11 protein-coding genes and 1 pseudogene are annotated in these 11599 nt (G+C 63.5%); 4 read left to right on the forward strand and 8 right to left on the reverse strand.

What is annotated here, in order from left to right:
* Positions 1-208 precede the first annotated feature (208 nt).
* From CCS01_RS12000 to CCS01_RS12020, 6 genes and pseudogenes are all read right to left on the reverse strand, one after another.
* On the reverse strand, positions 209-850 hold the full coding sequence (locus CCS01_RS12000; protein ID WP_104519060.1) for a hypothetical protein: 642 nt from the start codon (positions 848-850) through the stop codon (positions 209-211).
* 214 nt (positions 851-1064) lie between these two features.
* On the reverse strand, positions 1065-1493 hold the full coding sequence (locus tag CCS01_RS35160) for a hypothetical protein (RefSeq protein WP_239992128.1): 429 nt from the start codon (positions 1491-1493) through the stop codon (positions 1065-1067).
* A 42-nt stretch (positions 1494-1535) separates the two neighbouring features.
* Positions 1536-1907: pseudogene (locus CCS01_RS36070) on the reverse strand (TniQ family protein); the annotation flags it as partial.
* Entirely contained in the window at positions 1904-2785 is an 882-nt protein-coding gene (locus CCS01_RS12010; RefSeq protein ID WP_104519062.1) for a TniB family NTP-binding protein, read from the reverse strand. The pseudogene CCS01_RS36070 and the gene CCS01_RS12010, both read right to left, overlap by 4 nt.
* Entirely contained in the window at positions 2775-4403 is a 1629-nt protein-coding gene (locus CCS01_RS12015; protein WP_104519063.1) for a Mu transposase C-terminal domain-containing protein, read from the reverse strand. The genes CCS01_RS12010 and CCS01_RS12015 overlap by 11 nt, the downstream gene beginning before the upstream one ends.
* Positions 4404-4525: 122 nt before the next feature.
* A complete protein-coding gene (locus CCS01_RS12020; RefSeq protein ID WP_104519064.1) occupies positions 4526-5005 on the reverse strand; it encodes a relaxase domain-containing protein in 480 nt (159 codons plus the stop codon).
* Positions 5006-5154: 149 nt separating this feature from the next.
* On the opposite strand from CCS01_RS12020, the gene CCS01_RS12025 reads away from it, so the two are divergent.
* Positions 5155-5403 (forward strand): hypothetical protein, encoded by a 249-nt coding sequence (locus tag CCS01_RS12025; protein ID WP_104519065.1) that lies wholly within the window; start codon positions 5155-5157, stop codon positions 5401-5403.
* Between the two features lie 29 nt (positions 5404-5432).
* On the opposite strand, the gene CCS01_RS12030 is transcribed toward CCS01_RS12025, so the two are convergent.
* Positions 5433-5681, reverse strand: a complete 249-nt coding sequence (locus tag CCS01_RS12030) for a hypothetical protein (RefSeq protein WP_104519066.1) — start codon at positions 5679-5681, stop codon at positions 5433-5435.
* A gap of 470 nt (positions 5682-6151) precedes the next feature.
* Here CCS01_RS12030 and CCS01_RS12035 point away from each other — a divergent pair, with 470 nt between their 5' ends.
* The 3 genes from CCS01_RS12035 to CCS01_RS12045 all read left to right on the forward strand — a co-directional run bounded on the left by CCS01_RS12035 (position 6152) and on the right by CCS01_RS12045 (position 9267).
* Positions 6152-6358, forward strand: a complete 207-nt coding sequence (locus CCS01_RS12035; protein ID WP_104519067.1) for a bacteriocin — start codon at positions 6152-6154, stop codon at positions 6356-6358.
* A gap of 217 nt (positions 6359-6575) precedes the next feature.
* The gene (locus tag CCS01_RS12040; RefSeq protein WP_104519068.1) at positions 6576-6821 is read left to right on the forward strand and encodes a hypothetical protein; all 246 of its coding nucleotides are present in this window, start codon (positions 6576-6578) and stop codon (positions 6819-6821) included.
* A gap of 1231 nt (positions 6822-8052) precedes the next feature.
* On the forward strand, positions 8053-9267 hold the full coding sequence (locus tag CCS01_RS12045) for a Fic family protein (protein WP_104519069.1): 1215 nt from the start codon (positions 8053-8055) through the stop codon (positions 9265-9267).
* Positions 9268-10119: 852 nt separating this feature from the next.
* On the opposite strand, the gene CCS01_RS12050 is transcribed toward CCS01_RS12045, so the two are convergent.
* Positions 10120-11055 carry a replication protein RepA gene (locus CCS01_RS12050; RefSeq protein ID WP_104519070.1) on the reverse strand — a complete coding sequence of 312 codons (936 nt, stop codon included), beginning with the start codon at positions 11053-11055 and terminating at the stop codon, positions 10120-10122.
* Between the last annotated feature and the right edge of the window lie 544 nt (positions 11056-11599).

The following is an 11599-nucleotide window of genomic DNA, read 5'->3' on the forward strand; positions in this document are numbered from 1 at the left end:
ATCGGGGCGGCAGTCAGACGGGGCATGAAGGCTCCGGTGAATCAGGGCGAGGCGTGAGCCTGTGGCCTGCCATATTCAGGCCGCTCCTGACTCGCCAGAACGGCTCCTGACGGCGGCTGGTCACGGCGATTGCCGCCAGACTGTGGCAAACCAGACTCACCCGCGCCGGGCCACCCATCAACGGAGTCGCCACTTCCGGCGAGGTGTACTAGGTCGCCGAGCGCCGTCTCAATGCGTCGAGACGCAGGAGAGCGGAATCGCTACCCACGCTGGAATCGGCCGCCAAGCACTCATCCAAGACGGCGCCGAGATCGGGGGGGATCGCCGCCGCGTCAGCGGACAGCACGGCGTTCATCAGCCGCACGAATGCGAGCGGATGTCCGGTCGTGGCCTCCCGGTGGCTCTGGTCACCTTGCAGCCATCCGGAGATCGTCACGACCTCGTAGGGCACGACAACATCGCGGATCGCCTCCACCGCCTCCGGGAACGCATCGCCGGATTCCAAAGCCATCCTCACCAGATTCCGCGATGCGTCTGGATCTCGCGCATTCGCATCGAGCGGCCAGACCCGTCCGAATACCGGCGCGACCTGGGAGCGCCAGCGTTCGGCGTGATCGAACGTCTCGTCCTTCTGTCCGGCCATCCACACCCAGAACACCCAAGCGGCGCGTTCCCGCAGCTTGGGAGACGCGGTCGCGAGCGCGGCGCGCACCTTCGGCAACAACACTGTGGATACGGTCGAGGGTTGGTCGATTGCCCATCGCGAGACCTGGACGAGGTTGTAGGCGAGGCCGGGCAGGTTCTCGGTCGCACCCGCGCGCTGCGTGGCCTGCAAGAAGTCGTCGTTCAAGGCAATAATCAGGCTGGGCCGCCCAATGGGGCAACCTGCGCGCGCACGCCAGAGGGGCGTGTGTCGCGCTGTCGTTTGGATGGATAATATCCCCTCCCGCGCCCATTTCTGCCGTTTGAAATGAGAAGTTTAGGGCAGGATATTCTCATATTCTACGGCAGAGAATGAGAATATCGGGCCGCTCACCGGGCCGTCCCCCGGCCGTGGGGCATGGTCAGCTCTCGCCGAGTGCCCTGAGGCAGCCCGCCAATGCTGGCCGGGCGCTGTCGCCCACGGCGGGGAGGAGACGCTCGGTCCAGTGGGACGGTCGGCGCACCACGCGGGCAACCCCTGCCAACACGGGTATGCGGACGCTCATCGGCAGGAGGAGGGTCCCAGGCCGGCGGAACCCTGGGCTGGTGTCGCGCAGGAAGTCGTCGAATCCGGTTATGACCACGTTCAGCAGACGTGGGATATCCGCCGTCGGGGATGCTTGCCACGGATGCGCCCGTGGCAGCAGCAGGCTCCGCATCAAAGTGATGGCTGAACCATCTTGCGGGTTTCGGCGAACGGCCTCCTCCAGGATCATCTCACCTTCGGCGGCATGCTCGGCAACCCTCGCGAGCAGTGGATCGGCTGGGTTCGCCCTGTTGAGCATGTTCATCGGTCGACAATCGTCCAAGCGAGCGCCACACACAGGGCAGCTTACACGCCAGCCCTCCATCCAGCTTCGCAAACGGGCGCCTCGGGTCTCGGGCGTGGCGTCGTGGCGAATGACGCAACGTCGGCAGACCTGCATGGGCCGATCCGTCGCGATCAGGCCAGCCGGACGGCGGCGGCCACGCGACTGCGTCATCCGCCGGAGGGCCTGGGGATCGGTGCGGAACGTCCGCGCGATTTGGCGTTGGTCATGAGCGGACAAAGCGAGATCAATGCTCCGCATCGACCCAGCGTCCACGCCACAATGCCGGAGCAGTCGACCGCCGCTGACGCGATAGAAGGTCGCGTGACGGCCGAGCCACGACGACAACAACTCGTCCGGCAGCGGCGGGAGCAAGACGGGCAGGGGCCGGATCAAGCGAATGAGCTCTCATGGTTCGTCGCCGGACGCCATCGCTCGATCGCCTCGTCGGTGATCCGCTCCGTGCCGGTCTCGATTGCCTCAACCGCCAAGTCATTGAGCATGCGGAAGACCTTGGCGGTGACGCCGTCGGTCGACTGCAGGATCCTTCGCGCGGCGCGAGCCGTAAGAACCGTCGGCTGCCGCAGGGGAAGGTTGCGGACGATCGCGCGGACCAGGTTCTCGAACCCCTCATCGGCCGACCAGCGAGACAATGGGAATTCCTCGAACCGCCGCGCCAGTTGCACGTCGCCGCTGATCGCCTCCCTGGCCTCGTTCACGCCAAAACAGACGAGTGACAGCTTGAGCTCGTTGCTCAAATACCTCAGCGTATTCAAGACGATGCGCTGCTCCCGGAAGGTGCCGGCGAGGATGTTATGGACCTCATCGAGCACGAGAACCTGGACATCGACAGCCCGCAGGAGGCGGAGCGCGACCTGCTCGAGTTCGACCACCGCGGCGCGCGGGTTCTGCGGGGCGCCCAGCGCGGTCAGGATCTGCGCGTAAAGGCGACGCTCGCCGGGCCTCCCGGCCATCTGCAGTGCCAAGACCCGGGATCGCTCCACCCCAGCCTGGCCGTCGAACAACGGCGGGTGCTCGCGGCGAAACTTCTCCATGATCATCGTCTTGCCCATGCCGCTGTCGCCATAGATGGCGATGCTCGGCATGCGGGTGGTGCGCGGATGATCGACCAGCCGGTTAAGTATTTGTAAAATTTGGCCGGCGCGCGGGTAGCTTACCCAGCGCTCCGCCAGCACGGCGCGGACTCGGTTGGCGTTCGACTCTGCGAGCAGCTGAGACGCGGCAGGCGTAAGATGGGATAGGTCAGTGGTCACGCCAGGTCTCCGACCCCTCGTCGCCACCAAGCGCCTTGCGTGAGTCGATACCCTTGAGACCGTCGGCCTTTTGATCCGCCGGCGCCGCGTCTGGGCGCTGCTCGCGTCGGCGGCGACTGGCCGCAGTCTGCCGCCGCGCGGTATCTTCGATCTCACGCTGACGGAGCGTCGTCTTGAAAATCATCTCCTCGTCAATCTCGCGGCGGCCCTGCGCCTTTAGCTGCCGCACGGCGGCCCGTTGCTCGCTCAGCGTGATGCCCGGCCAGCCGAGATTGCGATAGCGGGCCTCGACGAACCGACCTGACGCCCGGCGAACGAATATCCGCGAGAGGTCCCGCGGGTCATACTTGATCAGCAACTTACCTTTCGTCCCACCCACGTCCGCCGCCAAGGCATCAGCCCAGTATCTGATGTTGCAGAAGTGAATACCGTCGCGCCGAAGGACGCGTTCCTCCTCGGGGAGGAAGGATACCCAAAACTGCATTCGATCAACCGGCAGCCGAAGCTTGAGACGCTCCTCATGTTCGCGCCAGACGGCTATGGGCGGGCGATGCAAACCGCCATGGACCCGTTGGTGGTAGTGACCAGCGATCTCCCAGCCAATCCAACGTTCGAGCTCGCGCAGCGTCATGCGGGCCGCCGTTGACGACTGATAGTCGCCCCGCTCCTGGGGGTTGCTGAAGGTCGTGCCAGGCAGCAGATGGACCGCGCCCATCTGCGTGCCGATCAGGCGCTCTATGTGCCCACCAAAATGCGGCCGTCCGGGCGGACGCCACATCAGTCGGATGCCATGATTGCGGCACGCTCGCACGAAAGCCTGGCTGCGGAAATCCGATCCGTTGTCGGCATGCAGCGTCTCGGGCAGGCCCGAGACTGGCCACGGCGCGTCGATTCCTCGTTCCGCCATCCACGCGGTCTTGTCGTGGACGGCGTGAAGAAGACAAAGCCCGACGGACACGCGGGACGGGGCTTCCAAACCGAGGTGGAAGCCCGTCACCATGCGGGTCAGCACGTCAATCGCAATGGTAATCCAGGGGCGCCCGACGGGCGCGCGGCTCTGTTCATCGACCACGATGACATCGACCTGGGTATGGTCAATCTGGACGATCTCCAAGGGCCGGCTGCTGGCGTACTCGTTGGGTGTCGGCTCTGTGGCCCGAACCGCCTCGATATCTCTCCGGAGCACCGCCTTGGCCCGGGGATCGATCAGGTCCAACCGAGCCTTGACGGTCCGCCACGTTGGCGGGGGCCAGCCCCGGCGCCGGCAGGCGCCTCGGATCCGCTCCAAGACGTACTCGAACGGCGGCCGAGTGGGCTTTAGGTATTCCTCTTCAAGAATCTGGCGGATCAGCTTCTCTTCATCCGGATCAAGCACACGAGTTCCCTCGCGACGCCCCCGACCCGGCCCCAGGAGCCCTTCAACGGTCCGCGTCAGGCGATAGCGGGCGATCAGGCGGTAGAGGGTGGGGCGGCTGAGCCCGAGTTCGCACGCCACTAATTCGACGGCGTTGATCGTGAGACGCTCCGGGTGGCGGTCCAGCAGATCGCGGATCGCCGCCTCTCGGCGGCACGCCTCACCCCAACCGGACTGATCCTCCTCGCCATCGTCGGCCATCATGGGGCGCCCACCTTGCTGCAACGTGCGCGCTTATATTCTCAATTCAAACAGCAGGCCAGAGGGCAAATTCTCATTCCAAAAGACAAGTTCTCAATTTAACGGCAGACGTCTATCCTGGAAATTCAACTACTTAAATTCTCACTACAAGCGGCAGGGCGACACTCGGTATAGGGCTGGCCTTGGTCATCGGTGCGGGCAATTTCCGCTGTCGGGCGGCTGGTGAAGTGCATCACCGAGAACCAGGCGGTGGCCCCGGTCTCGACCCGGTCGCCATCGGCGCCGCGGCGGGTGTGGCCGAGAACATCGGTGGCATAGGCCATCGCGAATTCGGTCGCGTCGCGGTGCGCATGTTGGATCAGCGCGCGCTCGGATTCCGTCCCGGCCAAGGCCCAGGCGGCGGAGACGGATTTGTCGGCCGACCAGACCATTTCCAGATATGCCGTCGGCATCTTCGTCGCCGCCAGCTTCCATTGGACTTCTGCGGCGTTGGCGGTGACGCCCGAGGCCATCCGGCCGGCCTTGATGTGGTCAAGCTGTTCGGCCGTCGGGTCTCGGCCGGACACGCCATAGGCCGCCAGGAAGCGCTTGCGGGCGCCATCAATGACCGTGTCCGAAAAAGCCTGTCCGGCACAGCGTCGACCGGCACTTGGCCGTCGGCACGCTTGCCGGACAGGATATGTTCGACTGCGGCGGTTTGGGGTACGCCATCATCAGTCAGACCGAAGACCTCTGATACGGATCGCGTCGGCCGTTGTATTTGCTTTCCATCAATTGTTTCGCCATCCGCCCGCAGCCCGGTCAGCAGATGCGCGATCTCCTGCTTGTCCAGTGGCCGGCTGGTGTCGAAGCCAAGCCGGTCGGCAAGCTGCGGATCAAGGTCCGCCCGGACGTGCGCGACGGCGCCAATGTCCGCCCCGTAGTATTGCGCCAGCGCAGCGTTTTCCGGTCGCAGCGCTTCCTGAAGCACATAATTGGCACTCGCAGCGCCGGACGCCGCTGATCCGCCGCTGCCTGTGCGCGTGCGCAGCATTACCGCGCCATCGCCTGTTCAATGCGAGCCAAGGCAGCAGCGTTGGCTTCGCTGAGTTCCACCATGCGCTTCAGCAACGAAACAATCGGGCTTTCCCCCTGCGGCTCGGCTGTCACCGCTTCTTTGATCTCGATCAGCAACTTCGTCTGGTTCTCGATCGCGCTGGCCAGTTCCCCGCAGCCGGCGGTCAGGGTGTGGATCGCATCCCGCATCTCCAGCACCGCATCGGTCAGGTCTTCGCTGTCCATTGGCATAATCCATGATCCTGCCTGGAGGTTTGGCTCGTCAACCGCGAAGCGACCATGCAGCCGAAGGCTGCCATGGTATTTTAGAAATATACTTTTCCGGGGTCACATCGGGTTATCGTCTGGTACGCCTGTGGTACACTTCTGGTTATCGCCGAGTACGCTTGAGGTTATCGAGTGGTACACTCGTGGTTCACGCTTCTTCAGTGCGTGCCGGGAGTTTTCAGCTTGGGCGGGCGCGGCATCGTCCAGATCGGCAAGGAACAGGCACTCCCGATCACTTATGGAAGCGGCCGGCATGCGCGCATTTCGTCAGCAATGTTTGGAGTCCGTTGGACCGAGGTCTGTCGCAAAACTCTTCAGTTCCGCGACAAAGCCAAGGGTCTGTCGGTTCCTGATGCCGGGGCATAATTGCACGGCATGGGTTCAATGGATCACAGTGTGGCTTCCACAAAGAAGGGGAAAGGACCGTGATGCATGAACTGACGGATGCCGAGCTGGAGCAGGTCTCTGGTGGACAGACCGGCGGGGGAGTTATCACCGCGTTCACCGTTCAGGGCAAAGGGCTGAACTCCCCTGTTTTTAACGCCTTCGGTGGCCTCTCCACCGCCAACGCCCAGCCAGGCCCCAACCCTCCCGGGCATGGGCAGGTCACGGCTGCTGCCGCACACAGCGGTTAACGCCCACCAACCTCGCCGGAGCGCGGGGTACCTCGGCAAACAGCCAAAGGGAGATGCAGCGCTCCGGCGATCAGACTGCCCGCTTTTTCCTCGGCGTGCTCTACCTCGCTGCCCATTCTCGATGGGAGCGTTTGCGGGAGGGGGGGCGGAATCCTACGCTAAGCCCGGCCCCTTCTTGCCGTGGTGCCTGAGTGCGCCGTAGGATGCTACATACCGCATGAACCGGGAGATGCTACGACAGCGTTTGGCACAAGCTGGGGAGCACATTGTCCTCGGTGAGCATCACATCGTCCGCCAGCAGGAGATTGTCGCCGAACTGGAGCGGGATGGCCACGACACGGCCCAAGCAAGACGAATCCTCGCCATCTTCAAGGAGACACAGGTGGTGCATATCGCTGTTCGCGATCAGCTACGGCGTGAATTGGACGCTCTCGATGCCGCAGATCCACCCCCCCCCCGCTGATCAATGCCACCTATGTGCTCATCTCTGACAGCGTGACGAAGATTGCGCGGCTGCGTTCCTGCTTGCGTGATGTCTGGCTTGTCCGGGAGGAAAGCCTGGCGCTCATTGCACAATCCATCGCCATCCTTGCCGTCGCCGAGAAGACTGCCGTGGAAACGAGCAACCTGATGCCGTACGGTGGCGGGCCGGTCTGTGAGTCATCGCGGCCGCACCGCAGGTCGTCATCATCCGGCGCTTCGGGGCTTAGCGTAGGATTCCGCTCCCTCCCGTAAATGACCCCAGTAACGGACGGGAGCACAGCGGCTCCCGGCTGCCTTTGCTCCGCGTGAGCGGTGCAATGGTCTGATGCCAAATACCGCTCTTTTATAAACCCGGCGAAATTCGGCGAAAACCGGACGGACAGCCGGACGAAACCCGGACGCCTGTCCGGACGAAATCGGCAGCGGCAACCAAACCACGGCAGGAACTGGACAGCGTAGAGGCACAGGTGGCAGGCCGGGACAGAATCCGGGAAACAACGGGCTGAAGCCGGTGCTTCGTGGGAAATGCCAGGCGCATAAAAGGCCAATGCCCGGGACAAAGGTCGGGACATGGCGGGACAAAAGTCGGGAAATGGCGGGACGAACAAGGCACATGCCAGGCAGTTGGTGGGACGGCCAGAGTGGGGCGTCTACATACCAAGGCACCTTTCGGTGCGAGCGACCGCCACCCGACCGGGTTATGTTCAGTTGGTCGACCGGGTTCCACCGGGGCATGCGTCGAGGTCAACGGTCATGGCACGCCATTGGTGGCCGTCATATAGCGGTTGAATGAAAACCGCAGGAGCGGCAGGAGTGACTGACAGACCAATGGACTGCTGACGCAATCCAGGCCACTCGCGTCCGGGTTTCGGGATCGGGTGCCAAAGCAGCTTCGGTGGACGCATCGAGTTTGACCCAAGCTGGAGTCAAGTTTGGCTCACCTACGGTATCAAGTTTGTCGCAAGATTGTCGCAGGTTATCGTCACCCGTTGACGGTGAAATTTGACAGCAGACCATTGCACCGCTCACGCGGAGCAAGGCAGCCGGGAGCCGTTACCCTCTTACTTGCCCGTGACTGCGTAACACCCTAGCGCCGGGCTTGGCGTGGGATTCCGTCCCCTCCCGTAAATGACCCCTCTATTCGCCGCATGGTCCGCATAACCGCCGCATATATGCGGTGATTGTTGACGTCGTCGCCACGGCCCGCCTACATGACCGCCGCCGGTTGGCGGCGATTGGAGGCTCATCTGGCCGATTTTATCTGGCAACACCCGGACTGGCCGCGGTTCCGGTGGAGCGCCGACCGGCTGCTTCCGGCGGTTGCCGATGCCCGCTTCCTGCATGGGCGCCTGATTGGCACGATGGCGGCCGCGGGCCTGGCGACGCGCCAGCAGGCCGAGTTGACGGCGGCAACCGACGATGCGGTCGCGACATCCGCCATTGAGGGCGAAGCCCTGCCCCCGGCCAGCGTCCGCTCATCCATTGCCCGGCGGCTGGGCCTGCCCGACGACGGGCTGACGCCCCGGGACAGCCGGGTGGAAGGCGTTGCCGGGATGGTGCTGGACGCCACGCGCAACTGTCGGCAGCCGCTGACCGTGGAACGCCTGTTCAGCTGGCACCGGGCCTTGTTTGCCGTCATGCGGCCTTCGCTCGAGGCGCCGATTGACGTTGGCCGCTGGCGGACCGATGCCCGTGGCCGGATGCAGGTCGTCTCCGCCACATACCGCGGCGGCAAGACGCCCCGCGTTCACTTCGAGGCCCCGCCAGCCGACCGGGTAGCTGCGGGGATGAAGCGGTTCATCGCCTGGTTCAACGGCGACGCGGAGGATCTGGACGCCTTGCTGCGGGCTGCCATCGCCCACCTCTGGTTCGTCACCATCCACCCCTTTGACGACGGCAACGGGCGGATCGGGCGGGCCATCATGGACATGGCCATCGCCCGCGCCGAGCCGCCTGGCGGCCAGCGGTTCTACTCGCTGTCGAGCGCCATCCTCCGCCAGCGGCGGGGCTACTACGCCGCCTTGGAGCAGGCGCAACGCGGCGACCTGGACATCACGCCATGGCTGCTGTGGTTCCTGCAATGCCATCAGACGGCTGTTCGCGACGCCGAGAGAACGGCACGGCGGGTCATCGAGGTGGCCCGCTTCTGGCCGTCGGTGGAGCCGGTCAACGCCCGCCAGCGCAAGGCGCTCGCGAAGCTGCTGGACGAGTGGGAGGGGCTGATGACGACGCGGAAGTGGGCGGCCATCAATGCCGTGTCCGCCGACACCGCGCAGCGTGACATTGCCGACCTGGTGAGCCGCGGTGTGCTCGTGCCGAACCGGAAGGGCGGGCGCAGCACGGGCTATGTGCTGGCAGGGCCGCTTGGCCCTGCCTCCCCCGTGTCCCAAGAGGCGAGCCCGTCCGAGGCGAAGCGGGGCGGATAGCGTCTCGGCCAGAGCCAACGACACGACGTTCCGGACGGTCTCACTTCAACGTGGCCTCGTCTTCGATCCCGAGGCGATCAGCCAGAGTCGAAACGGAAGCATACCTGTTTGTATTGACAAACGACCAACCCGGGCGCAGGCTTTGCCCGTCACGATCGAGGAGGGTGCGAACATCAGCATGACTCCACCGAGTTTTCACCGTTGCCGGCTCTCGTAACACCGGCAACTAATTCCACCTTCATGTGAAGCTCGGCCATTGCTGTCGAGCAGACATCTTCGCAAGCGGCCCCCGTCATCGGAACGTCGGGGGTCATTGCGTCAGATAGGAAACAATCCCCGGCTGAACTTTTGACCGGCCAAGACGGTTTCACGTTGTTCGAAGCGGCGGCGACCGAGAATCTTGTGCGCCGCTGCGCCATAACGTTTCTATATAATAAAAACTAACTCGCCAATGATGTGTTGGATACAGATTGATGCATGAGTTGTTATGCCCTGCAACGGTCTGATGTCTGCGGACGGCCCGAACGCTTCGGTTCGTGCATCCAAGGGTGGTTTTCTGCACCGCCGCCACCCTCGGTCAGGGCTGGCCCCTGTGCGCCGCCTCTCCAGGGAGGCTGAGTCGAGCTTTTTGTTCCGGTTGCTACCGGAACCCCTTAATAGCGCCGGCTCGGCCTACCCAGGGCTTGCGTATCCTCGATTTCCCGTCGGCTTTCCAGCCATCCACACTGCTCCAGCCGCATCAGGAGCGGATACAAGGTACCCCGAAGCCAGTCCGGCTTTGTGGCTAATCTCTGCGGCCGACACCTCCCGGCCGCAGGCGGCGGAAGCCCTGGCATTTTGAAGGAGGCCGGACTACCGCGCCAGCATGCGGACCTTGGCGGCGGGCGCAACTGGCGGCGGGGAAGGGTGGAGCATGACGCCCTGGTCTCCGACGTCGACCTTGGCCTCCGGATAAACCGATAACGCCAAGTGCAAGTTTGGCAGGAAGCGCGCTCTGAAGTTGTCCAGCCTCCCGAACCCGGCGCCGAATTGTGCCATCAGCGCGCGCCAGGGGACCAGTTTGTCGCCGCGCAGGACATGCAGGCGGTAGGCCAGCCAGGCATAGACGTCCAGCGCCATGGAGTTGTTCGAAACAGCCTTGATGGCGGCTTCCTCCAATGGAACCGGGTGTTTTTGAAGCTGTTCGAAGAAACCGACGGACAGGGTCACGCGCTCCGTAAACTGCTTCCGCTTGCCGGGGGGCCCATCCGGCTCGTCCAGAAACAGGGCTGTGTCGACGATGCTCTGGTTGAGCAGTCCGGTCGCGCCGTCCGATCGCACGCGAAAGGTGAGGCGGCAAAGGCTCAGGCGCTCCGCCTGGTTCCGCACGGAGGCCATGCTTGTTCCGCCGAGCGGAATCCCCAACCTCGCGAGCCAAGCCGTCAGGCTGCCTCCCAGTTCGACTTCACGCGACCGCGATTTGATGGCTTCGGACTGCAAAAAGATGAGGATCAACCGCGCCCTGGAGCCGTAAGGAACGCCGATTGAAACCGGCTTGCCAGCGGACCCTGGCCGCATTCCGGGCTCGACGATCAGCGTCATCCGCTCGCTTTCGACTTGCCATCCGTCGGCATCGGGCAGCTTGCGATGGGGAAGGGCGGTCTGGCACCAACCGCTGTACAGAAAGCTGAGCCCCCCCTCTTCATCCGCCATATAAGCGGCGGCAGCTTCGACCTCCGCGCGCACAATGCCGAAGTCCAGTGCGCCTTGTCGGCCTGCTTCTGTGATGAGGTGATGCAGCGTTCCCATGTCCGTGACTATGCCAGTTCTGTCCACACCTGTCGCTCTGGCATTTTGAAGGGACAGCTACTAGAAAGGCTATTTGTATATCTTTATTAGCATATCCTACAAAATGCCAGAGGATAACTCGCTAAATCATTGATTTCCTGTTTTGGGGTCCATCTCCGCTTCCCTTCAAAATGCCAGTCCTCACCTACAAAATGCCAGGGGCGGCCTGTGGGCGACTCGGGCTCCTACAAAATGCCAGAGGATATTTCGCCGGTCTGTGGACAACCCGAATCGGGTGGCCGGGAAGATTTTCCGTCAGGTGACGGAAAATAAGTGCCGACGCGACGGGCGGGTAACGCCGTCCGAGTACCAGGCGTTGCGCAGCTTCGGACCGATTGCGGCACCTCCCGCATCAGGCGCTGGTAAAACTTCCCCACCCAGGGCAATCGCACTTCAGAATAGTGCCAGGAGGCGAGCGAGATAGGCGTTGTCCCAGGCGGCCTTCTGGAACTTGCCGCGCAAGGCGTCCTTGTCGCCGTTCGTCTGCATGACATTGATGGCCATG

Origin of the sequence: Rhodopila globiformis, from assembly GCF_002937115.1 — a bacterium.
Lineage (GTDB): Bacteria > Pseudomonadota > Alphaproteobacteria > Acetobacterales > Acetobacteraceae > Rhodopila > Rhodopila globiformis.

Bases quoted from the DNA above. Each gene is read 5' to 3' on its own strand.
- CCS01_RS12015 (WP_104519063.1), bottom strand. From the start codon at position 4,403: ATGATGGCCGACGATGGCGAGGAGGATCAGTCCGGTTGGGGTGAGGCG.
- CCS01_RS35160 (WP_239992128.1), bottom strand. From the start codon at position 1,493: ATGAACATGCTCAACAGGGCGAACCCAGCCGATCCACTGCTCGCGAGG.
- CCS01_RS12030 (WP_104519066.1), bottom strand. From the start codon at position 5,681: ATGGACAGCGAAGACCTGACCGATGCGGTGCTGGAGATGCGGGATGCG.
- CCS01_RS12045 (WP_104519069.1), top strand. From the start codon at position 8,053: ATGACCGCCGCCGGTTGGCGGCGATTGGAGGCTCATCTGGCCGATTTT.
- CCS01_RS12035 (WP_104519067.1), top strand. From the start codon at position 6,152: ATGCATGAACTGACGGATGCCGAGCTGGAGCAGGTCTCTGGTGGACAG.
- CCS01_RS12050 (WP_104519070.1), bottom strand. From the start codon at position 11,055: ATGGGAACGCTGCATCACCTCATCACAGAAGCAGGCCGACAAGGCGCA.
- CCS01_RS12040 (WP_104519068.1), top strand. From the start codon at position 6,576: ATGAACCGGGAGATGCTACGACAGCGTTTGGCACAAGCTGGGGAGCAC.